At 64.7% G+C, this 22916-nt stretch carries 16 protein-coding genes; 9 read left to right on the top strand and 7 right to left on the bottom strand.

Translation table 11 applies throughout. The features are described from left to right. Positions 1 to 25: 25 nt before the first annotated feature. Genes BMY12_RS17410 through BMY12_RS17400 form a run of 3 tightly spaced genes read right to left on the bottom strand, consistent with a single transcriptional unit; the run spans position 26 to position 3448 of the window. Positions 26 to 358 carry a hypothetical protein gene (locus BMY12_RS17410; RefSeq protein WP_143068997.1) on the bottom strand — a complete coding sequence of 111 codons (333 nt, stop codon included), beginning with the start codon at positions 356 to 358 and terminating at the stop codon, positions 26 to 28. Next, a complete protein-coding gene (locus BMY12_RS20395) occupies positions 328 to 2169 on the bottom strand; it encodes a sulfotransferase (protein WP_177189053.1) in 1842 nt (613 codons plus the stop codon). The genes BMY12_RS17410 and BMY12_RS20395 overlap by 31 nt, the downstream gene beginning before the upstream one ends. A 13-nt stretch (positions 2170 to 2182) precedes the next feature. Further along, positions 2183 to 3448, bottom strand: coding sequence for an aspartyl/asparaginyl beta-hydroxylase domain-containing protein (locus BMY12_RS17400; RefSeq protein WP_093289037.1), 1266 nt, complete (start codon positions 3446 to 3448; stop codon positions 2183 to 2185). 99 nt (positions 3449 to 3547) lie between these two features. Between BMY12_RS17400 and BMY12_RS17395 the strand changes: the two genes are divergently transcribed. Then, positions 3548 to 4114 (top strand): 2OG-Fe(II) oxygenase, encoded by a 567-nt coding sequence (locus BMY12_RS17395; RefSeq protein ID WP_093289035.1) that lies wholly within the window; start codon positions 3548 to 3550, stop codon positions 4112 to 4114. Here BMY12_RS17395 and BMY12_RS17390 read toward each other — a convergent pair. From BMY12_RS17390 to BMY12_RS17375, 4 genes are all read right to left on the bottom strand, one after another. After that, complete coding sequence (locus BMY12_RS17390) at positions 4099 to 5943, bottom strand: tetratricopeptide repeat-containing sulfotransferase family protein (protein ID WP_093289034.1); 1845 nt, start codon at positions 5941 to 5943, stop codon at positions 4099 to 4101. The genes BMY12_RS17395 and BMY12_RS17390 overlap by 16 nt on opposite strands. Positions 5944 to 6011: 68 nt before the next feature. Beyond that, the gene (locus BMY12_RS17385) at positions 6012 to 8909 is read right to left on the bottom strand and encodes a TonB-dependent receptor domain-containing protein (RefSeq protein WP_093289032.1); all 2898 of its coding nucleotides are present in this window, start codon (positions 8907 to 8909) and stop codon (positions 6012 to 6014) included. 500 nt (positions 8910 to 9409) lie between these two features. Continuing rightward, positions 9410 to 9730: a 2Fe-2S iron-sulfur cluster-binding protein gene (locus tag BMY12_RS17380; protein WP_093289031.1), complete on the bottom strand. Its 321-nt coding sequence runs from the start codon at positions 9728 to 9730 to the stop codon at positions 9410 to 9412. A 125-nt stretch (positions 9731 to 9855) separates the two neighbouring features. Then, the gene (locus BMY12_RS17375) at positions 9856 to 11121 is read right to left on the bottom strand and encodes a cytochrome P450 (protein WP_093289029.1); all 1266 of its coding nucleotides are present in this window, start codon (positions 11119 to 11121) and stop codon (positions 9856 to 9858) included. 427 nt (positions 11122 to 11548) lie between these two features. On the opposite strand from BMY12_RS17375, the gene BMY12_RS17370 reads away from it, so the two are divergent. The 8 genes from BMY12_RS17370 (at position 11549) to BMY12_RS17335 (ending at position 22913) form a co-directional block, all read left to right on the top strand. Continuing rightward, positions 11549 to 12325 (top strand): crotonase/enoyl-CoA hydratase family protein, encoded by a 777-nt coding sequence (locus BMY12_RS17370; protein WP_093289028.1) that lies wholly within the window; start codon positions 11549 to 11551, stop codon positions 12323 to 12325. Between the two features lie 509 nt (positions 12326 to 12834). Continuing rightward, positions 12835 to 15765 carry a ribonucleoside-diphosphate reductase subunit alpha gene (locus BMY12_RS17365; RefSeq protein ID WP_093289026.1) on the top strand — a complete coding sequence of 977 codons (2931 nt, stop codon included), beginning with the start codon at positions 12835 to 12837 and terminating at the stop codon, positions 15763 to 15765. A gap of 85 nt (positions 15766 to 15850) precedes the next feature. Continuing rightward, on the top strand, positions 15851 to 17005 hold the full coding sequence (locus BMY12_RS17360) for a ribonucleotide-diphosphate reductase subunit beta (protein ID WP_093289106.1): 1155 nt from the start codon (positions 15851 to 15853) through the stop codon (positions 17003 to 17005). A gap of 242 nt (positions 17006 to 17247) precedes the next feature. Further along, positions 17248 to 17775, top strand: a complete 528-nt coding sequence (locus BMY12_RS17355) for an REP-associated tyrosine transposase (RefSeq protein ID WP_093289025.1) — start codon at positions 17248 to 17250, stop codon at positions 17773 to 17775. Positions 17776 to 17897: 122 nt separating this feature from the next. Further along, on the top strand, positions 17898 to 18797 hold the full coding sequence (locus BMY12_RS17350) for a TIGR01777 family oxidoreductase (protein WP_093289104.1): 900 nt from the start codon (positions 17898 to 17900) through the stop codon (positions 18795 to 18797). 119 nt (positions 18798 to 18916) lie between these two features. Continuing rightward, positions 18917 to 19468 (top strand): DUF4337 family protein, encoded by a 552-nt coding sequence (locus BMY12_RS17345; RefSeq protein ID WP_093289023.1) that lies wholly within the window; start codon positions 18917 to 18919, stop codon positions 19466 to 19468. Between the two features lie 404 nt (positions 19469 to 19872). Continuing rightward, complete coding sequence (locus BMY12_RS17340; protein WP_093289022.1) at positions 19873 to 21303, top strand: CHASE2 domain-containing protein; 1431 nt, start codon at positions 19873 to 19875, stop codon at positions 21301 to 21303. After that, entirely contained in the window at positions 21303 to 22913 is a 1611-nt protein-coding gene (locus BMY12_RS17335) for a ShlB/FhaC/HecB family hemolysin secretion/activation protein (RefSeq protein WP_093289020.1), read from the top strand. Before BMY12_RS17340 ends, BMY12_RS17335 begins: the two co-directional genes overlap by 1 nt. The last annotated feature ends 3 nt before the right edge of the window (positions 22914 to 22916 follow it).

The following is a 22916-nucleotide window of genomic DNA, read 5'->3' as shown; positions in this document are numbered from 1 at the left end:
CGCCACGCCGGTGAGGCGGCATTTTTCACCGGCTTGCGGCCGGCGTATTCAAATGCGCGTCGCGCAATCCCTGCTGGCTTTGCGCCCGCATGGCATCGCGCTGCGCCTTGGTCAGGCAGACCTTGCGCGGAATATTGGAACCCGTGTTGCGCTCCAGGGTGCAGATCTTCTCTTCCGGCGGCGTCTGCACCACCGGCTGCGCTTCCGGCGCGGCCACGGGCGCCTCATCCTGCGCCATCGCCTGCCAGGACAGCAGAAGCGCAAAAGTCATCAGATACGTTCGCGACATTTTCTTCATCACACCGGCCTCATCCTCACTGCTGCTGATCACGACAACGCCTGCAGGCGTCGCCAGCACGCCTGCAGACCTTCCAGACAAGGTTCGATTTCCTCGGCATTGCGCCGCCATTTCTCGCGGTCTGGCGCCGTGAGTGTATAGCGCGACAGGGGCAGCTCATGTGACACGCGTTCACGCAAGGCCTCGTCGAAGACGATATCGGCGAAGCGACAGATGCGCTGTATCGATTCGCCGGGCTGCTCGATCAGCTGCTGGTAGGACAGCACCATCCTGCGCTCAGGCTCAATGGCCTGAAAATCTTCCAGGACGATCTCATTGGTGGCGCGCCACTGCAAGCTGGCAATTTCACCCAAAGGGCGCCCGCGCAGCTGCTGCCAGCCCGGCGGCAACAACAGGGACCAGGGTCCATCCCAGCCTTGCAGGCGCGGATAAGTCACCCAACGCCCTGACTTCCAGGCCTCGATGATGCTGCTGATGTTCTCCCGCGGATCGCGCCAGAGAAACAGGAAGCGGGCGTCAGGAAAGATGCGGTTGAAAAATGCAATCCGCAGCGCATTCTTCGGCGTCTTTTCCAGAAACCGCAACGCGAGCGGATCGCCCGGCTGCCAAGGCTTTTGCATCAGGTTCTGCAGCTTGTCCTGCACGCCGGAAAGGATGGTCTGCTGAATATCGACGCTGGCCTGCTGCGCAACCAGGCGGTTGCTGTCGACACCCGGCGCCCCCGGCCGCAGCGGCGGCAGACTCTCCACCAGCCAGTGCGCCTCACCGCCCAGGGTCCAGAACTGCGGCGTGCAGGCCAGGGTTTCGAACAGCAGCGTGCTGCCGGAGCGCGGCGCCGCGACGATGAACAGCGGCCGGTCGATACGCGGCCTGCGGGGCTGCGCAACGGGCCCCTGCACGGCGGGCTTGGCCGGCGTGGCGACGCCAGGCTCGGCACGCAGCTCCAGATTCAGGGCGTAGAGCAAACGCGCATTGACCACCCGCATGATGGGCGTGCCATTGCTGCGCACGCGCAAGCCTTGCCCGAGGCGCGCGCCCTGTTCACGCAGCACTTCCAGCATGTGGGTGTACTGGGCACCACCCGCTGCATCATCACCATAAACCGACCAGAGCTGACGCCAGTCGCGGCAGAAGGCCTGCAGCAGCGCGGAGAATGTCGAGACCGCCTGCACGGCATCGACCAGGCCGGCTTCCGGGTCGAGCTCCGGCAGCAGGTCCAGTAGCAGCTGCTCGACCTCGGAAGGCGGCATCACCCTGACGATCGTGTTCTGCTCGGTAAACAGCCGCACGCTTTGTCCCGGCCGATAACCCACAAACCGCGCCGCCTGTTCGCCGGACTCCACCAGATTCCAGAACGAGGCACTGCCGGTGGTATCGGCGACCAGATGCACGCGCTCGATCTCGCTGCGATTCTCCACGCGATGACGGCGCCAGCTATCGAAGATCCAGGCCTCGCCTTCGCGCATGTGCAGCTGCTCATCGCCGCAGTGGAAACTCACTTCCGGGCGCGTGAACACCGGAATATGCACGCGCACGCGATGCACCCAGTGATAGTTGATGTCGGCATGCTCGGGCACCACCGCGCCCGGCGCCAGTTTCATCAGCCGTGAACGGCTCCACACCGTGTTGAATACCGACAGCACCTGCTGGATGTAGGGCGAGGCCTGCAGATGGGCGGTGAGCTGCATGGGGCCGCCGGTCATGTCATCGTTTTCCCCGCCATTGACGCTGATCAGACGCACCGCACTGTTGCCGGCATATCCCGTGGGATGCCGCGACCACGCAGCGTCCGGCAGCGCGCGGACTTCCTCCTGCAGACGCTCGACATCAAAGCGCAGCGGCAGACGAAAAAAGCAGCGGGATAACTTCACGGTTCAGGTCTCTTCAGAAACGCTCGGCGGCAACTCGAAAATCACCAATTGCAGCAACCAGCTCGGCAATCATCTCGCACTCGGCGGCACTCAGGTCCGGATGCCAGAGATCGAAGATCAGCACCACACGCAGCTGTTCACTGCGATTCCAGGCTTCATGCATATAGGTGTCATCGAAGACCACCACCTCGCCCTCGCGCCAGTGATACGTCTGGTCGACGACGCGCAAGGCGCAATCCGGCGGCACAATCAAGGCCAGATGACCCACCACGCGCGTGTTGGTGATGCCCTGATGCGGCAGCAGGTGCGTGCCCGGCCAGAGCGCCGAGAACATGGTCTCCGGGGAATGGTCGCGAATCCGGCACAGCGGCAGGGTGTCGAGCAGGGCCGTGGTCCGCGGGCAGGCGAGGCGATTGTCCTGGCGCTGCTCGCCGTGGCGCTCGAAGTAAAAGCCATTCCACTTCGGATCACGGCCGTTGCCGCGCAGATTGGCCTGCTCCAGCGCGTCGTTGTGAAACACGCGTTCTGCGCCCTTGAACTGCGCCTGCAGCAGGCCTTCCAGCTCCTCGCGCACCGCCCGCCAGTTGTCCTCCAGCTGCTGGGTCTGGACGATGCGGCGCTTGTCGAGATACGGCGAGGCCGGCAGATCGGGCAGAAACAGAAAAGTCGGACGCTGATGCGGATCGGGATAATCCGGGGCGAGCTGTCCCAGATAGATGCGCAGCGCTTTTTCCACCCGCCGCATTTCGCCCATACCGTAGCGCTGCTGCCAGCGCTGGCGCATGGGCTGAAACAGGGCCTCGCGGCCGTGATCCACGGTGCGCATGGCATGCAGCACCAGCTCCCGCAGGGCACGCGGCGTCGAGTCCTGGCTGAGCCAGCGGCCCTCGCGCTGCGCATCGGAAATCGCCCGGAAATAATGCGGCAGGGCAACACCGGGCTGCCCCTGCAGCTCCAGCAATCGCGCCGCCGACAGGCGGGCGGCATATGCGCCGGGCTGAGCCTGCAGGAGCTGGCGATAGCATTGCAGGGCCGCCTCCAGATCACCGCCGGCATGATGTACCTGCGCCAGATTGCTCAGGCTCAAGGCATCCTCCGGTGCACAGCTCAGCGCCTGACGCAGCAGCCGCAAAGCCCGTGGCTGATTGCCGCCCCGCAGTGCCCACATGCCCACGGCGTTGAGCGCCTCCAGATGATTGGGCTCGGCCTCCAGCAGCGCCTCGTACTCGCGCACCGCCTCGTCCGCAGCGCCCGCCGCCAGCTTCTGACGCGCCCGCATCAGAAGCTGCTCAATACCCTCTTGCCCAGCTGAAGCATTCACGGCGGTTCCCGGTTGATCGCGCGCGCGGCGCGGCAGAGTTCAAGCATAATTCATGGCATGCAGCCTTATGACATGCGCCGCTTCATCCGGGTTTACGATGGCGATCTGGACGCCGAAATCTGCGCCGGCATGATCGAGTCCTTCGAACACTCCGCCGCACAGCACCAGCCCAATGGCCGTGGCCGCCACGCGGGCCTCGAGCGCAGCGCCTGGACCGAGCTCAACCTGAGCCGTGTCGCCAATCCCGGTTTTCTCAACCTGTTCCGCCACAAGCTCACGCATGCCCTGGCCCGTTACAACGAGGATCTGCGGCTGACGATTCCCATCCCGGACTCGCCGCAGTGTGCCGACCTCATTCTCAAACGCTATCGCCGCGGCGGCGACGAAGGCTTTCAGCTGCACTTCGACAGCATCTACGGCGTTGCCAACCGCTACCTGGTGTTTCTCTGGTATCTGAATGATGTGCAAGAAGGCGGCGGCACCGCCTTCCCGGATCTGGGCCTGCGCGTGGAAGCCCGCCGCGGGCGCCTGCTCATGTTTCCGCCATACTGGAACTACCAGCACATCGGCGAGCCCCCGCTGTCTGGCGACAAGTACATCGTCTCCACCTATCTGCTGTTTTGAGCGGCCGGCTCATCCAGATACCGCCAGCGTTGCAGATGTGCCTGCAACTCGCCGAGCAGCGGCAGCATATCGGCCTCGTAACGTCGCCAGCGGCCCACTGCCTTGGTATTGACCGGCTGCACCACCTGAGAGTAGCTCGGCGTGCTGATGAAGCCCTTGGCGCGCGCATGATCCGCCGGTCGCAGCATGGCCTCATCCCAGGGCAGCTCCAGAAAATCGGCAACTGCCCGCAGCTGCCGGTCAAAGTCGGCCACGAAGGATTCATAGCGGACTTCCAGGACCCTGGGCTGCAGAATCGCAGCCTGCTCGTACCAGTAGTCGAAAGCCTTGCGATACGCCAGCACCAGAGAAGGCAGGTCGCGGCAGAGCCGCACGAACTCCGGCGCGCGGTAATGCTGGAAGAAGTTGCTGATGATGACATCGCAGGGATGGCGAACCGCCAGCAGGATCGGCGCGTTCGGAAACAGACGCACAATCGCCGGCAGGCGCAGCATGTTCAGCGGATTCTTGTCGATCAGGCGCTGCCCCGGCCGCAGCTGCAGCTTGCTGCTCACCAGCTCCCAGTAGTAGCGACGGATGTCGGCCAGCTGATCCGGCGTCGCCTGCGCCAGGGCATCGGGGTATGACAGACCGTGCGTCTCGAAGCGCAGCACCGCCTTCTGCAGAAACGGCTGCTCATCCATGGTCTGCAGCTGCGGATGCGCATCCAGAGCCTGCTCCAGCAGCGTGGTGCCTGAGCGCGGAAAGGCGACGATGAAAATCGGACTGTGCGCGGTGTCAGGCGCGTCCGGCTCCTGCCATTGCCACACGTCCTGCGCCTCACAGCCGTAGGCGGTGATGGCCATGATCGGACGCTGCTCATCGATACGATTGCGCATCAGACTGGCCATTGCCTGCCATTGCGATTCGTGCGCCGCCTTTGCCGTATGCATGGCCTCGGCATACCGTCCGCGCGCATCCAGTGCCTTGGCCAGCGGAAACAGGAACTGCTGACGGTCCTCCTCGGCGACCGGCAGCTGCAACAGGGCCTCGTAATGCGCGGCGGCCTCGTCATGGCGGCCGGCTCGGGCCGCCAGCTGCGCGGCTACCATCAAGCAGCGCACCTGCTGTGCGGGCTCGGGCTCGGGCAGTGCCGCGAAACGCCGCTGCGCCTCATCGACACGATTGAGGCGTTCGAGCATGCCGATGATCTGCAGCTCACGTTCCAGACTCCTTTCCGGCAGCGCGTCCAGATGCGCAATCAGGACTTCGGCATCGGCCTGCTCGCCCATCTGCAGCAGCAGGCCGGCAGTGCCAGCCAGCAGTTGCGGCGTCCAGTTCTGCCATCCGCGCCAGGCGCGCAGCGCAGCCTGCGTCTCGTCGACTTCCACGCAGGCGAAGCAGACCCGCGCGTACTGATAGCCGATCTCGGCATCCTGCGGCGCGCGGCGCGCGGCCTCGCGCAGATGCTCACGCGCCGCATCCAGTTCCTTGCGATCCGCCAGCAGCAGCCCGGCATTGAAGAAAAAGTCGGCCGAGCGCTCGCCGCGCTGGTAGGCCTGACGATAGCTGTGCAGAGCCGCCTCGGGATCACCCGCATCGCGCTGCGCCGTAGCCAGATTCATCCAGTGGGCGGATTCCGCCGGCAACAGATCCACCAGCCTCTGGAAAACACGCGCCGCATCGACATAACTGCCGCGCGCATGCAGCACCGCCGCATAGGCATGCAGCGCCAGGGGTTCACGCGGCGCGGCACGGTAGGCCGGCTGCGCAAGACGCTCGGCCTGCAGCAGATCGCCCCTGCGCAGGGCGGCAAAGGCTTGCTGCGCGAGCTGTTTGGGATCAGTCATATCGGCCCGATCATAAAGAAAAAGGCCGCGGGACGAATCCCGCGGCCTTCGTCGTCAAACCACTACGATCAGAAGTGCTGCGACACGCGCACGTACAGGTAGCGGCCGACACCGTCGTAGGTTTCCACGTTGGTGTTGGCATTGAGCGTGTACTGATAGAACAACGGCGGCTGCTTGTCGAAGACGTTGTTCACGCCCACCAGCAGCTCCGTGTTGGTCTTGGCCGTGTAGCCCGCAACCAGATCGTGGTAGGTAACCGAACCCACCTTGATGCGATCAGTCGCCAGCGGACGACCCGAGCCCTCACCCACGCTGTCCGTGATTTCCACGCCGCTGATGTAACGCGTCTTCCACATCGCCTGGTAGGCGTTGAGGCGCCAGGCCAGCGAGAGGATCGAGCGGTAGCGGGCATAGTTGCCGAACTGGCCATCGTAGCGGCCCACTGCGTCGATTTTCGGCGAATCCTTCAGCACGCTGTACTCGAAGGAGTGCGTGTAGGTGGTATCCCAGGACGCCATGAACGCACCCAGATCGCTGGTCAGCTTGTAGCGGAAGCCGATATCCAGACCGTCAGTCGTGAAGCTGGCCGAGTTCAGCGTCGGCGAGTTGATGACGTTGATCTGGCCGTCGGAGTAACGCTCGATCAGGCTGCAGAGATCGGCGTCGCCCGTCGCAGCGCAGGTGCGCACGATGGTGCCCACGTCCGGCGCAATGATGGCGTCCTTGATCTTGTAGTACCAGTAATCAAGGTTGACCGAGAAGTTCTTCAGCTGGCTGGAGTCATACACGAAGCCGGCGGTGATCACGTGGCCGGTTTCGGGATCGAGATTCTCGTTGCTCTTGACCAGCTGGAAGACCTGCGGCGTGGGCGCACCCTCGAAGCTGCCGTCCGTCGGCACGTTCTGGCAGGCCAGCGCCAGATTCGGGTTGGCGGTGACGTCTGCTGCGGTCAAAGCACGGCAGGGATCGAAGAACACCGGATTGCTCGCGGCGGGCGCCGCGAAGCGGTCGGTGATCTGCGGGGCACGGAACACCTGCGCGTAGCTGGTGCGGGCCAGCAGGTCAGCGTATGGCCGGTACTCCAGCTTCACCGTGCCGTTGGTAGTGGAACCGAAGCTGTCATAGTCGGAGTAACGCAGACCCAGGGTCACGTTCAGCGACTTGACGAGGGGCTGGTCCGCCAGTAGCGGCACATACAACTCGCCGTAGACCTCCTTGACGCTGTCGTCACCGCTGGTGTCGCCCGAGCAGGTTTCCGATGACAGCTTGCAGTTCTGGAAACGGGGCGCTGCCGCTTCCACCAGATCGTCAACGTTGTCCTTGTAGTTTTCCTTGCGATAGGAGAAACCCACAGCAGCCAGTGCCGTGCCGGCGGTGGTGTCAAAGACCGAACCATTGAAGTTCAACTCGAGGATCTTGCTGGTCTGGTAGCGGCGATTCTCGTAGCCAGAGGAGATGCTCTGCAGCGAGGAAACCGTGGCCGGATCATCCGTGTTGAACAGATTGATCGGCGTACAACCGGCGATGGGCGAGCCGGAGACACCGCAGTGCGCACCGCTGCCGTCGATGTAAGACGGGCCTAGCGCATCCTGCAGGGGCTGCTGCAGGATGTATCCGGACACCGCATTGACGGTTGCCTTGCGCTGATAGGTCGCAGCCAGATCCCACTTCCACGAGGTCGACAGCAGATCGCCTCGGACACCGCCGGTGACCTGATCCGTGTTGACTTCGACCTGCGAGAAGCGGTTACCCAGCGCCACGAAACGGGTAAGGAAGTTCGGATTGGCCGGCGAGCTCGGCGTGGCCGGCGAACCACCGAAGTCGATACCGAACGGGTTGTAAACACTGTCTGCCGAAATGACGACGTTGTCGGCGCGGGCGTCGAAAGGCAGTGGTGCGATCTGGTAGCCGGACTTCGAAGTTGTATGGAACAGCTCGCTGAACACCTCGATCGAATCGGACACCGAGAACGCTGCCGTGGAGAAGATGCTGGCGCGTTCCTGCGGGGTGGTCACCAGATTGAAAGGCTGGTAGTCATAGGCATCCGAGCCGCCGCTGTAGCAGCGGTAGTCGGAGGTGGCCGCACCGGTGGTGCCTGGAATACGCGTCACGCTGCCGCAAGGATCGCCGTTGCCGTCCAGGATGCCGAACGCCGAGCTGTCCGGCAGCGAGATTCGGCCACGCGGGTTACGACTGGAACCCAGGATGGTGATGTTGTCGGTGCCGTAGTAGTTGTAGATGTACAGCGCATGCTCGGAAAACTTGCGGTCCGCTGCGCTGATGGCTTTCTGCTTGTTGTAGTTCAGGCCCAACATCACATGGCCTTTCTCACTGGCTGTGCCCCAGAGCATCTCGTAGGACTGGGTCTGGCCGTCCTGTCGCGAGGTCTGGCCCAGCTGCACCGCCATATCCAGACCGGTGAAGTCCTTGCGCGTGATGATGTTGACCACACCGCCCACGGCATCCGAGCCGTAGATCGCGCCGGCACCTTCCTTCAGAACATCGACCCGGTCCACCATGTTGACGGGGATCGCGTTGATGTCGAACTCCGGTCCGAGCCGACGACCGTTGAGCAGGACCAGGGTACGTTCTGAGCCGAGACCACGCAGCGAAACCGTGGAGGCACCGTCGCCACCGCCGTTGTTGACCTGCGGATTGGTGGCGGCGCCCGAGATCGAGGGCATGGACTGAATGATGTTGCCGATGGTGGCAACACCAGAGTCTTCGATGGCCGAACGGTCGATGGTGTAGACCGGACTGGCGGTTTCAGCGTCAACGCGGCGCAAACGCGAACCAGTGACGATCACCTCTTCCACGTTGTCGCTGCTGCCGGCAGCGGGTGCCGTCGCCGCGCCCTGCTCCTGAGCAAACGCCGGCCGGGCCGAGAAAGAGCCTGCCACTGCCGCGGCAATGGCGGTCAGCGCAAAAGCGTTCGCCGAACGCCTCCGCGTCTTCGTGTTGTCCATCTGTCACTCCCAAGTGAAAAATCTAATAGTGTTTACGGACTTCCACGAGGGATGCGGACTCCAACAAGGCAGGCTGCGTTGCCACTCGCGGACGTCATCACGACGCCCGGAATCTATTATTCGCCTGCGAACTGCGTCAAGAATTTGTAACAGTTTTGGGGGTTTTTCCTTGCTGCCGCGCAGTCATCCGGCAAAGGCGAATGACGGCTGCATGGCCCGGCGCATCCGCCGGGAACACCCGGCTTCATGCGCGACATTGAGCGACATCTGCAGCAGCGCATCGAACTGCCGCGGTGGAGCATCTGCGGCGCCGCAGACCGCGCCCACCGCTCGGCGCATCCGCGGCCCGGGCCATGGCGGGGGAATTCGACTGCGGGCTTGTCCGTGCCTGCGCGCGGCGGTGGTGTCTCTGAAGCCGGGCGCGACGGGGTCTTGTCTGCTTGCTGCGCGCCGCGCGCGGCCCCAAGCCCTGAGGGCCACGCGCGGCGTCACTTGCTTTTTCAGTGCTGCGCTTCGGGCGTGCGCACCACGATGCCGGACAGCGCGGCATTGAGCCGCACCTGGCAGGCCAGGCGCGAGCGCTCGTCGCAGCCGGCGGCCAGGTCCAGCATCGAACGCTCCTGCGCGTCCATCGCCGGCAGCTTTTCCTGCCAGGGCGCTTCCACGTAGATGTGGCAGGTGGCACAGGCGGCAGCGCCGCCACAGTCGCCGTCGATGCCGGGCACCAGGTGGTTCAGAGCCACCTGCATCAGGGATTCGCCGTCCTCGCCCTCCACCTTGCGCGGCGTGCCGTGAAAGTCGATGAAAGTCACTTCGCTCATTAGCTGTCTCCTGCGGCGCGCCGCTCCACGGCGACGCGCCTGCATCATTCAAAAATTTTCGGGAATCAAAAGAAAGTCCGCGGCGCCCCCGGTCAGAGTCGCCGCGGCCAAAGGGGGCTTTAAATTCAGGCCCGGATGCGTACCGGCAGCGACTCGTAGCCCTTGACGAAGGGCGAGAGCACGCGCTTGGGCTCGCCGACCACTTCCAGCTGCATGGGCTCCGGCCAGCGGCGCAGCAGCTCTTCCCAGAGGATGCGCAGCTGCAGCTCGGCCAGGCGGTTGCCCACGCAGCGGTGGATGCCAAAGCCGAAGGACAGATGATGGCGCGGCTTGGCGCGGTCGATGATGAAGTGATCGGCGTTCTCGATCTCGTCGCTGTCGCGATTGCCGGACACGTACCACATCACCACCTTGTCGCCCTTCCTGATCAGCTTGCCGCCCAGCTCGGTGTCATGCAGCGCGGTGCGGCGCATGTGCGCCAGCGGCGTCTGCCAGCGCACCACCTCGGGCACCAGCGAGGCAATCAGCGCGGGGTTCGCGCAGAGCTTGCGGTACTCGTTCGGATTTTCATTCAGCGCCAGCACGCCGCCGGTCATGGAATTGCGCGTGGTGTCGTTGCCGCCCACGATCAGCAGCAGGATGTTGCCCAGGAATTCCTGCGGCGACATGTTGCGGGTGCCTTCGGCGTGCGCCAGCATCGAAATCAGATCGCCACGCGGCGGCGAGTTCACGCGCTCGTTCCACAGGCGCGTCATGTACTCGGCGCACTTGAGCAGCTCGGCCATGCGCTCCTCTTCGGAGTTGACTAGGCCCGCGCCCGGCAGGGCGGTGGTGACGTCCGACCAGTAGCTGAGCTTGGCGCGATCTTCCCAGGGGAAATCGAACAGCGTCGCCAGCATCTGCGTGGTGAGGTTGATCGAAACCTTCTCCACCCAGTTGAAGGTCTGATTGACCGGCAGCTCGTCCAGCGCGCGCGAGGTGCGCTCGCGGATCAGGCTTTCCATGCGCGCCAGATTCTCCGGCCCGACGATGGGGCTGACGATCTTGCGCTGTTCGTCGTGCTTGGGGGGATCCATGGCAATGAACATCGGCAGCTGCGCCGCCGCGTTGTTGTCCATGATGGTGATGCCGCCCAGGCCCGCCTCCGAAGAGAAGATCTTCGGATGCGTCTCGACGTGCATGATGTCTTTGAACTTGGTCACCGACCAGTACGGTCCGAACAGGCTGTCGCGGCAGAAGTGCACGGGGTCTTCGCGGCGCAGGCGCTCGAAGTAAGACCACAGGGTGTTGTCGCGGAAATGTTCCGGATTGCTGACGTCGATCTGGTCCAGCGGTATGGCATAGGCCGGGCCGTCCGACGACTGGCTCTGCGCCCTCAAGGCTTGATTCATGGATTTGCTCCTCCTGTTGGTTGTGCGGCAAACAGCGCTGACGCAGCCCGAAACCTCCAGATACGCCAGCCTTTGCGCAGGCTTGGCGCTCCCGAGATACAAAATGCGTAGTCACACTACGCACATTATATAAACCCGGCGCGGGCCGCAAGGCGGCCGTTCTGGCGCAGGGCCAGGCGCGAAACGCAGGCCTTGGTGGTTCCAAGGCTTGCGTTTCGCAACGCCGCATGGCGCGATTTCTGGCGCAACCCTTACGGGACGGGGCCGTTTTGCCGCAGGGCGGCGTTGGCAGCCGCTGGCTTGGAACCACCAAGCGGCGCGTCTGCCGCCTTGCCCTGCGGCAAAACGACCTCCGTCGCAGCGCGCAAAGTAATTGTTAACAGGCCCTAAGCTGTGCCTCCTCCAGACAGACAACAGGGCTCGAACCATGAGCGTCGCGGTCAGCATTGAGGGTCCCTTGCACATGATTCAGATCCGTCGGCCGGCCGCGCGTAACGCCGTGGATCGCGCCACGGCCGAGGCGCTGGCACAGGCTTTTGGCGATTTCGAATCCGACGCGAATGCCTGCGTGGCGGTGCTGAGCGGCGAAGGCCAGAGCTTCTGCGCCGGCGCCGATCTCAAGGCGGTGGCCAGCGGCGATCCGGCGCGCATGAATCGCCTGGCAGCCGAGGGCGATGGCCCGATGGGCCCCACGCGCATGCAGCTGTCCAAACCGGTGATTGCGATGATCCGCGGCGCCTGCGTCGCGGGCGGCCTGGAACTGGCGCTGTGGTGCGATCTGCGCGTTGCCGATCACAGCGCCGAGTTCGGCGTGTACTGCCGGCGCTTCGGGGTACCGCTGATTGATGGCGGCACCGTGCGCCTGCCGCGCCTGATCGGGCAGTCGCGCGCAATGGACATGATTCTCAGCGGCCGGCGGGTAAGCGCCGAAGAAGCCCATGCCTGGGGCCTGCTCAATCGTCTCTGTGCGGCGCAGACGCTGGAGCAGGAGACCTTGAGCCTGGCCCGGCAGCTCGCGGCCCTGCCACAACGCTGCCTGCGCAGCGACCGGCGCTCGGTCCATGAACAGTGGTCGCTGTCCGAAACCGCCGCCATTCAGAACGAGTTCGCCCTGGGCCTGGCCACGCTGCAGTCCGGCGAGTCACGCGCCGGGGCACAGCGCTTCGCCCAGGGTCAGGGCCGGCACGGCGAGACGCCGGGATAGCGCCCCACCCCGCACCGGCTTGCGCAAGGCGCGGCCGGATCGGGCAATTTTTGTCCGCTCCGGCTGACCGATCATCCGCCCGGCGCTACCGCTCATGACGGTTAGGTTAATTTTTTCCTATCTGCATTTGTCGCTTTATACGTTTTTTAATCACAAACTGGCCGGCCGTGGAACCTGCGTAAACCCTGGGTTTTTTCCTGACAAGCCCGCAGCCATGCGGCAAAGCCCGAGCCTGCACCGCAAGTGACCGGGCTAAGTCTCTGGTTTGACTGGCAGTCCGCGATTTGTCCCCGTCTTATGCACAGCTTTTACCCTGCTCATGCACTGCTTTGACACAAGCGGTAGTGGCGTTTTTTTGCAAGACCCACTAGATGTTGAAAATCCGACGGGGCCAGCCTAGTCTTCACCGACCATCACGGTCAGCCCCTTCGCCGCCCCCGCGCGACAGCAAGCCCCGTGTTTTTTTCGTTCCGGGATTTGTTCTCCCACATCAGCAGGGGATAAAAGAAATGCAAACCATCACCAGCTCCGCTCCCGCAGATATTCGTCCGCCGTCCGCGCCCGCCGCCGCCAGCACCGCCGAACTCGCCGCCACCGCACCGGGCAGCATCAAGGTCATCCGTCGTAACGGGAAGGTCACCGCGTTTGACCAGCAGAAAATCTCGCTCGCCATCAACAAGGCCTTCCTCGCCGTGGAAGGCGGCGCCTCCGCCGCTTCCGCCGCCATGCGCGAGCGCCTGGAGCAGATCAGCGCGCAAGTGGTCCAGGCCCTCACCCGCCATCTCAACGGCGGCGGCACGCTGCATATCGAAGACATTCAGGATCAGGTCGAGCTCGCGCTGATGCGCTCGGGCGAGCACAAGGTCGCCCGCGCCTATGTGCTGTATCGCGAGGAGCGCGCCAAGCAGCGCGCCGCCGAAGCCGCCAAGCAGCCGGAGTCCGCCAAGCCGCGCCTCTCCGTGAAGCGCGATGACGGCAGCGTGGTGGCCCTGGACGAGGCGCGCATGCAGCGCCTGGTGTCCGAGGCCTGCGCGGGCCTGTCCGGCGTCAACGTCGATGAAGTGCTGCAGGCCGCCCTGCGCGATCTCTACGACGGCATTCCCGAGGCCGAGCTGTCGCAGGCCCTGACCCTGGCCGCGCGTGCGCGCATCGAGAAGGAACCGAACTACACCTACGTGTCCGCGCGCCTGCTCTGCGATGCGCTGCGCCACGAAGCGCTGAAGTTCCTGGGCCTGCCCGAATCGCGCCCCACCTTCGAGGAAATGAAGGGCCTGTATCCCGAATACTTCCGCGCCTACGTGCACAAGGCTGTGTCGCTGGAACTGCTGGACCCCAAGCTCGCGCTCTATGACCTCGACGCCCTGGGCCGCGCGCTGATCGCCGAGCGTGACGGCAAGTTCGACTACCTGGGCCTGCAGACGCTCTACGACCGCTACTTCATCCACAGCAACAAGACCCGCTTCGAGCTGCCGCAGGCCTTCTTCATGCGCGTGGCCATGGGTCTGGCGATCAACGAGATCGACCGCGAAGCCAAGGCCATCGAGTTCTACCAGCTGCTGTCGAGCTTCGACTTCATGTCGAGCACGCCGACGCTGTTCAACTCCGGCACCCTGCGTCCGCAGCTGTCGAGCTGCTACCTCACCACCGTGCCGGATGATCTGCACGGCATCTTCGGCGCCATCCACGACAACGCCCTGCTCTCCAAGTTTGCCGGCGGCCTGGGCAATGACTGGACGCCGGTGCGCGGCATGGGCGGCTACATCAAGGGCACCAACGGCAAGAGCAATGGCGTGGTGCCGTTCCTGAAGGTGGCCAATGACACCGCCGTGGCCGTGAACCAGGGCGGCAAGCGCAAGGGCGCGGTCTGCGCCTACCTGGAAACCTGGCACCGCGACATCGAAGAGTTCCTGGAACTGCGCAAGAACACCGGCGACGACCGTCGCCGCACGCACGACATGAACACCGCCAACTGGGTGCCGGACCTGTTCATGAAGCGCGTGGTCGAAGACGGCCAGTGGACGCTGTTCTCGCCCGAGGAAACCCCGGATCTGCACGATCTGGTCGGCGCTGCGTTTGAAGCGCGCTACAACGAATACGAGAAGCTGGCCGACCAGGGCCGCATCAAGAACTTCAAGCGCATGCCGGCGCTGCAGCTGTGGCGCAAGATGCTGTCCATGCTGTTCGAAACCGGTCATCCCTGGATCACCTTCAAGGACCCCTGCAATCTGCGCTCGCCGCAGCAGCACGTGGGCGTGGTGCACAGCTCCAATCTGTGCACGGAGATCACGCTCAACACCAAGGCCGATCAGGAAATCGCGGTCTGCAATCTGGGCTCGGTGAATCTGCCGGCGCATATCGGCGCCGACGGCAAGCTCGACCTCGCCAAGCTGGAAAAGACCGTCAACACCGCGATGCGCATGCTCGACAACGTCATCGAGTACAACTACTACTCGGTGGCGACCGCGCGCAATTCCAATCTGCGTCATCGCCCGGTGGGCATGGGCGTGATGGGCTTCAACGACGCGCTGTACAAGCTGCGTCTGCCCTATGAGTCCGACGCCGCCGTGGCCTTCGCCGACTACTCCATGGAAGCGGTGAGCTACTACGCGATCAAGGCCTCCACGGACCTGGCCGCCGAGCGTGGCCCCTACTCCAGCTTCAAGGGCTCGCTGTGGAGCCAGGGCGTGCTGCCCATCGACTCCATCCAGCTGCTGGCCAAGGAACGCGGCAACTATCTGCAACAGGACGTGAGCGAGTCCGGCACGTTTGACTGGAGCGCGCTGCGCTCGCGCGTGCAGAGCGTGGGCATGCGCAACAGCAACACCATGGCCATCGCGCCCACCGCCACCATCGCCAACATCACCGGCGTCTCGCAGTCGATCGAGCCCACGTACCAGAACCTCTACGTGAAATCGAATCTCTCCGGCGAGTTCACCGTGGTCAACGAGTATCTGGTCAATGATCTGAAGAAGCTGGGTCTGTGGGACGAGGTGATGGCGCACGACCTCAAGTACTTCGACGGCAGCGTGCAGAAGATCGACCGCGTGCCGGCCGAGATCAAGGCCGTGTACAAGTGCGCCTTCGAGATCGACCCCAAGCGTCTGGTGGATGCCGCCAGCCGCCGCCAGAAGTGGATCGACCAGGCGCAGTCGCTGAACCTGTACATGGCCGCGCCCTCGGGCAAGAAGCTGGACGAGCTGTACCGCCACGCCTGGCTCTCGGGCCTGAAGACCACGTATTACCTGCGCACCCTGGGCGCCACGCACGCCGAGAAGACCACCATTTCCGACAACCGTCTGAACAAGGTGGGCGGTGCATCGGGCGGCGTCACCGCCAAGCCGGCCGCGCCGGTCGAGCCCATCGTCATGCCGGCCGCCACCGATGTGGGCGGTGCCAAGGTCTGCTCGATTCTCGATCCCGACTGCGAAGCCTGCCAGTAAGCCCGCCGCAAGAGCGCCCGGAGCCGGCGCCGCGTTTTCGCGGCGCCGGCCTCACACACAAGACATGAATGAAGGAATCACGAACATGCTGACCTGGGACGACGCCACCGAAACCCCGAAGACCGGCCCCGCCATCACCCTGCCCAAGGCGCAGCCACATGCGGCCGTGGTCGCGCAGGCCGTGGCCGGTGCCACGGGCCTTGAAAGCCTGGAGATGGGCGCCCGCCGCATCCAGGTGGACGACAAGAAGATCATCAACTGCCGCGCCGACCTCAACCAGCTGGTGCCCTTCAAGTACAAATGGGCCTGGGAAAAGTATCTGGCCGCCTGCAACAACCACTGGATGCCGCAGGAAATCAACATGAGCGCCGACATCGCGCTCTGGCAGGACCCCAGCGGCCTCACCGAAGACGAGCGCACCATCATCAAGCGCTCGCTGGGCTTCTTCTCCACCGCCGACTCGCTGGTGGCGAACAACCTCGTGCTCGCGGTCTATCGTCACCTCACCAATCCCGAGTGCCGTCAGTACCTGCTGCGTCAGGCTTTCGAAGAAGCCATCCACACGCACGCCTACCAGTACTGCATCGAATCGCTGGGCCTGGACGAAGCGGAAGTGTTCAACATGTACCGCGAAGTGCCGAGCATCCACGACAAGGCCGCCTGGAGCCTGCCCTTCACGCAGTCCCTGGCCGATGCGGATTTCCACACCGGCACCCAGGAAGCCGACCAGCGCCTGCTGCGCGACCTGATCGCCTTCTACGTGGTCTTCGAAGGCATCTTCTTCTACGTCGGCTTCGTGCAGCTGCTGAGCTTCGGCCGTCGCAACAAGATGGTGGGCGTGTCCGAGCAGATCCAGTACATCATGCGTGACGAAGCCATGCACATGAACTTCGGCATCGACGTGATCAACCAGATCAAGATCGAAAACCCGCAGCTGTGGACCGGCGAATTCCAGGCCGAGGCCCTGCGCATGATCCAGGAAGCCACCGAACTGGAAATCCGTTACGCCCACGACACCATGCCGCGCGGCGTGCTGGGCCTGAACGCCAGCATGTTCAACGAGTACATGAAGTTCATCGCCAACCGCCGCTGCGCCCAGATCGGCCTCAAGCAGCTCTACCCCGGTGTGGAGAATCCCTTCCCGTGGATGAGCGAGGTGCTGGACCTGAAGAAGGAGAAGAACTTCTTCGAGACGCGCGTGACGGAGTATCAGACCGGTGGCGCGCTGAGCTGGGATTGATGGCGCGAGCAGCGCGCTTCGTTGCGAGACCAAGGCCCTCATCATGAGGGCCTTTTGTTTTCAGGGCTCGGCTGGCTGATGGTGGGTTACGCGACTGCGCCGCTAACCCACCCTACGATTGGCAAAGAAGAAGTAAACGTAGGGCGGGTTAGCGCAGCGTAACCCGCCATCGCACGAAACCCAATCGCGATTCTGCGCATCAGCACACGGTTCCAACGCACGCGGCAGGCGATGCTCGCCGCATGCCTCAATACATCCGCGCTTACGTCCCCGGCGGCAGCTTCTTCTTCACCGTCAATCTCGCGGATCGTCACCGGCGTCTGCTCATCGAACATCTTGATCTGCTGAAGCGCTGCTTCGCCCAGGTGCGCGAGCGTCTGCCGTTTCACACCGAAGCCATCGTGGTCTTGCCGGACCATCTGCATTGCATCTGGACGCTGCCGCCAGGTGATGCGGATTTCTCGACGCGCTGGCGTCTGCTCAAGGCGGGCTTCGCGCGGGCGCTGCCGACCATGCCGGGTGAATCCATCCCTCGCGTGGACAAACGGGAGCGCGGCATCTGGCAGCGGCGCCTCTGGGAGCATTGCCTGCGCGATGAGGCGGATCTGCAGGCGCATGTCGATTACATCCACTTCAATCCGGTCAAGCATGGCTACGTGAAGCAGCCGGGGCTTTGGCCACATTCGAGTTTTCAGCGGGCGGTGGCGCGTGGACTTTATCCGGCGGATTGGCTGCCGGCGGAATCGGTGCGGGAGCTAGAGTTGGATTGAGATTTGCACCTGGAGGGTTACGCGGCTGTCGCCGCTAACCCACCCTACTGCAGTCAGCGCTCGCATCTGCATGTTGCTGGCGCTCGTATACAGTGCCAGCCAACTCGCTGGAGGCACTGCCCATGCACCTTCTCCTCACCGGCGGCACCGGTCTGATTGGACGCGCGCTGTGCCAGCGCCTGCTCGCACAAGGCCATCGGCTGACGGTGCTGAGCCGTGATCCGCGGCGCGTGGCGCGGTTTTGTGGGCCGCAGGTTCAGGCCTGGACTTCACTGCAGAGCTGGCGCGACGCCGATGGCATCGAGGCGGTGATCAATCTGGCCGGCGAGCCGATTGCCGATGCGGCCTGGTCGGCGCGACGCCAGCAGCTGCTGCGCGACAGCCGCGTGGCGCTCACGCAGCAGCTGGTGGCGCGGATGCGCGCGCTCCAGCAGCCGCCGCAGGTTCTGCTCAGCGGCTCGGCCATCGGCTTCTACGGCGAGGGCGGCGAGGGCGTGCTGGATGAAAGCGCGCCGCAGGGCGCGGACTTTTCGGCGCAGCTCTGCGCGGACTGGGAAGCGGCGGCGCTGCCGGCAGGCACGCTGGGCGTGCGCGTGGCGCTGCTGCGGACCAGTGTGGTGCTGAGCGCCGAGGGCGGGATGCTGGCGCGGGTGCTGCCGCCGTTTCGTCTGGGCCTGGGCGCGCGCCTGGGTGATGGGCGGCAGTGGTTCAGCTGGATACACATCGAGGATCAGCTGCGCGCCATTCTCTTCCTGCTGGAGAACAGCAGCTGCAGCGGCGCTTACAACCTCAGTGCACCACAGGCACTGCGCAATACCGAGTTCACGCAGGCGCTGGCGCGGCAGCTGCATCGTCCTGCGCGGTTGGTCACGCCGGCCTGGGCGCTGCGCACGCTGCTCGGTGAGCGCGCCAGTCTGCTGCTGGGCAGTCAGCGGGTGCTCGCGCGGCGCCTGCCGGACGCCGGCTTTGCCTTCGACTATCCGCAGCTCGCACCTGCGCTCGCGCAATTGCTGGCGCGCTGAGTGCACCGTCACGGCTGGCGTGACATCGCATTGCACGCAGCGCTCGTAAGCTGATCGTCAGCGTCGCCTGCTAGAAGAGCCGCCGCCATTCTGGCCTTGCCCTTGCTGACGATTCTTGTATGGAAGAACCTGAAATCCACGCGCATCACCATCACGCGCCGCACAGCGGCGGCCTGAATCAGCTGGTGGCGATGTTCACCGCCATCATCGCCACGCTGGCGGCCATCTGCAGCTACTTCGGCGGTCACACGCAGAACGAGGCGCTGTACTTCAAGAACGATGCGGTGCTCAGCCGGGCGCAGGCCTCGGACCAGTGGGCGTACTACCAGGCCAAGTCGATCAAGCTGGCGCTGCTGGAACAGCGCCTGGACCAGGAGCACGACGCCGACAAGGCGGCGGCGCTCAAGGCGCATATCGAGAAGTACAACGGCGAACTGGCGGCGCTGCGGCTCAAGGCCGAATCACTGGAGGCGAAGTCTGAAGCGTCCAATGCCCACGCCGAACACGCCCTGCATCCGCACGAGAAACTGGCGATGGCCATCACGCTGTTCCAGATCGCGATCTCGGCGGCCTCCATCGCGGCGCTGACGCGGCGCCGCTGGTTGCTCGCTGCGGCGGCGCTGAGCGCAAGCGCGGCCAGCGGCATCTGGCTGTATGCCTTCTTCGCCTGAAGCGCCGGTCTGCGCGGCGCCGACGGCTGTCGCCCGATAATGTCGATGGCTGATGTCAGGCAAACGCCCGGCCCGGTCGGGGCCGGTCCCCGTCCGGACGCCGCTGCCGCGCTTCCGGGGCAAGATTCGCCCGATCCGCTGCTTCGGCAATGAGGCCGCGGACAGCCCGGCATGCCATCGGCGGCCGGGCCGTGTTTTCGGGCAAAGTGCAAGCAGGTATAGTGCCCGCCATCGGGGGATTCTGATCGGGCTCAGACGGCGTGCCGTCGCAAGGCCAGACTCCACTTGAAAAAGTTCGGACGCCTAGATCCGACGCCTACACCACCACCGGAACCGAAACGAGGTTGAGTTCGAGCACAGCTCGGACCTGGGTACTCGTGTGCTTCGCTATTGGGGGAGTGGGGATGTTTCGGGGGGTCAAGAATTTCTTCCTCGCGTTCGTGGAAGAAATCATCATTCATACGCTGCGCGGGCCGTTCGTCTTCATCGCGCTGGCGCCGCTGATCGCGGCCACCGGGGCCTGGCACTATCTGGCCAGCAGCTTTGCCGCTTCCGATGCCCAGCACACCGCGGCCTGGAGCCAGGACGACGTGCGTCTGGCCAAGGTGGTGGTGGTGGCCATCGACGATGTCGGCTACCAGCATTTCTTTCAGGCGCAGTCGCCGCTGAACCGCGAGCGGCTCAGCGAGCTGCTGGGCACCATCCGCGAGCACAGCCCCAAGGCGCGGCGCATCGTGCTGGACCTGGACGCCTCGCCGATGCCGGGACAGGCGCAGGCCCAGCAGGCGCTGGACGCGCTGCTGCTGCGCGAACCCGCGCTCTGGGTGCTGCCGGCGGTGAATGCCGGCTCCGAGCAGGACATCGCCGCGCTGCGACAGTGGCGCGCCGGGCTGTGCCAGCGCGGCCTGAGCTTCGGCCTGCCCTATGTGCCCAATGAGTTCGGCTATCCCTCGCTGACCGAGCAGTACGAGGGCAGCCTTGCCGACGCCGCCTTGCAGGCGCCCGGACATTGCGTGGAACCCGCCAGCCACTATCACAAGAAGGCGATGCTGCTCTCGCCCATCGTGCTGCAGTCGGGACTGGTGCTGCCCTTCAGCGGCGATCTGCAGATGCTGGGCGAGGTGCTGAGTCAGCTGGACGCGGAGTGGATCGTGGTGGGCGGCGCCTGGGGCCAGACCGACGTGTTCGGCTCGCCCTTTGGCGACCGCTTCGGCGTGCAGGTGCATGCCGCGGCGCTGGCCGGTGGCCTCGCGCATGAACAGGAGGCGAGCCATCTGGTGGCGCTGATCGTGGTGTTCGGCTTCATCAGCCTGTGCACCGCCATTCTCAATGCGATGAGTGATCATATCGGGCGCCTGTTCGGCCGCAGCACGCCCCAGATGGTCGGCCACAATTTCTACATCACGCATCTGCAGCCGATCTTCTTCGTGTTTCTGGTGCTGGGCCTGCTGATGGCGCTCTCCGAAGGCCTGGCGATGCTGCGCGCGCGAACCGGCTACTGGATTCCCACCAGCATCGTCGGCTGCACCACCCTGGCCTATCTGCTGCTGACCTGGAACTGGGGACAGACGCGCATTTCCTCGCACGGCAGCTTCCGTCACCTCTGGCACGGTCTGGTGCTGGAACCCATCAAGCACGATCTGCGCAGCGTGGGCACCGCGCTGAAGGTGATCCGTCACGGCCCGATTCCCGGCGCCTGGGGCCTGGATCCGTCACAGCCGCCGCCCGGCCGCGCGCACGCCGCCGTGGAAGGACTGCTGGCCGCCGCCAGTCTGGTGGCGCAGACCCTGGTGCCGCCCGGCACCATCATCTACGGCCTCTTGCACGCGCACTGATGAACATCTTCCGTCTTGCGCCTGTGCTGTCGCGCCCGGCCCTGCTGAGCCTGGCGCTGCTGACGACGCCGCTGGCCGACGCGCAGACGCTCGCCGCCGATGCCCTGAACACGCCGCTGACGCTGAGCGTCGAAGGCAACAGCCTGCTGCCCGAGGCGCAGCTGCAGCAACTGCTGCAGCCCATCGCACCGCCGCTGAACATGGCGAAGATCCGCGCCCGCGCCGACGCGCTGCAGGCCGCATATCGCGAAGCCGGTTATGGCACGGTGCTGGTGCTGCTGCCCGAGCAGACGGTCGAGCGCGGCACGCTGCGTCTGCAGGTGGTGGAAGGCAAGCTCGATCAGATTTACGTGCAGGGCAATCAGCGTTTCGAGCGCGACAACATCCTGCACAGCCTGCCGGGTCTGGCGCGCGGACAGACGCCGAACCTGATTGCGGTGGACACCAACACACAGCAGGCCAATGAAAACCCGGCCAAGTCCACGCGCGTGGTGTTCCAGCCTTCCGATGTCGCCGGGCGCATCGATGCGCTGGTGGTGACACGCGAACGCGCGCCGCAGCAGTTCACCCTGGGCCTGGACAACAGCGGCAGCGAGAGCACCGGCCATTACCGCGCCTCGCTGGCTTATCTGCACGCCAATCTGTTCGGCGGCGATCAGCAGCTGGGCCTGCGCGGCGAGGTCTCGCCGGACTTCGATGCGCGCAGCAAGGCGGTGAGCCTGAGTTATCTTGCGCCCTGGTACACGCTGCATTCGGCGCTGGAGTTCACCGCCAGCTATTCGGACGTGGACAGCAAGGCCATCGCCACGCCGGCGGGCGATGCGCTGTTCTCCGGACGCGGCGATGCCCTGGGCCTGCGTTACCGCTGGTATCTGCCCAAGCACAGCGCCTGGCGGCAGAAGGTCTACATCGGCCTGGACCAGCGCCATTACCGCAACGACTGCAGCGTGGGCCTGCTGGGCGCCGCCGGCTGCGGCTCGGCCGACGCCAGCATCGCGGTGCGGCCGCTGACCCTGGCTTACGACGCGCAGCTGGGCACGCAGTTCAGCGCCAATCTGCAGCTGGTCTACAACCTCCTGACCGGCGGTGCCGATGGCGCAGCCGCCGACTTCGAAGCGATGCGCACCGGCGCGCCGGCGCATTACAGCCTGCTGCGCGGCAGCCTGGCCTGGCAGCAGGCGCTCAGCACACGCGATGTCTTCAACTGGCGCACACAGTTCCAGTACAGCCGCAATGCCCTGGTGCCCGGCGAGCAGTTCGGCGCCGGCGGCCTGACCAGCGTGCGCGGCTATCAGGAACGCGAGCTGGTGGCCGACTCCGGGCTGCTCAGCAGCGTCGAAGGCCTGCATGCGCTGCTGCGTCGCGACGACGGCGATGCCGCGCTGTATGCCGCCGCGTTTGCCGACGGCAGTCTGCTGCTCAACCAGAGACACACGCCCTGCCGTGCGCAGGACAGCCGCTGCCGCATCGGCAGCCTGGGCCTGGGGCTGCGCGGCCAGTATCAGCAGCATCTGCAACTGCGGCTCGATGCCGCGCGCGCCTACGCCGATGCGCAGCGCACCGCGCGCGGTGATTACCGTCTGCACTTTTCCCTGGCTTATGGCTTCTGAGGG

This window comes from Solimonas aquatica, assembly GCF_900111015.1.
Taxonomy (GTDB): Bacteria; Pseudomonadota; Gammaproteobacteria; order Nevskiales; family Nevskiaceae; genus Solimonas; species Solimonas aquatica.
The sequence above is the reverse complement of the archived record's forward strand: the minus strand, read 5'-3'. Positions and strand labels throughout refer to the sequence as shown.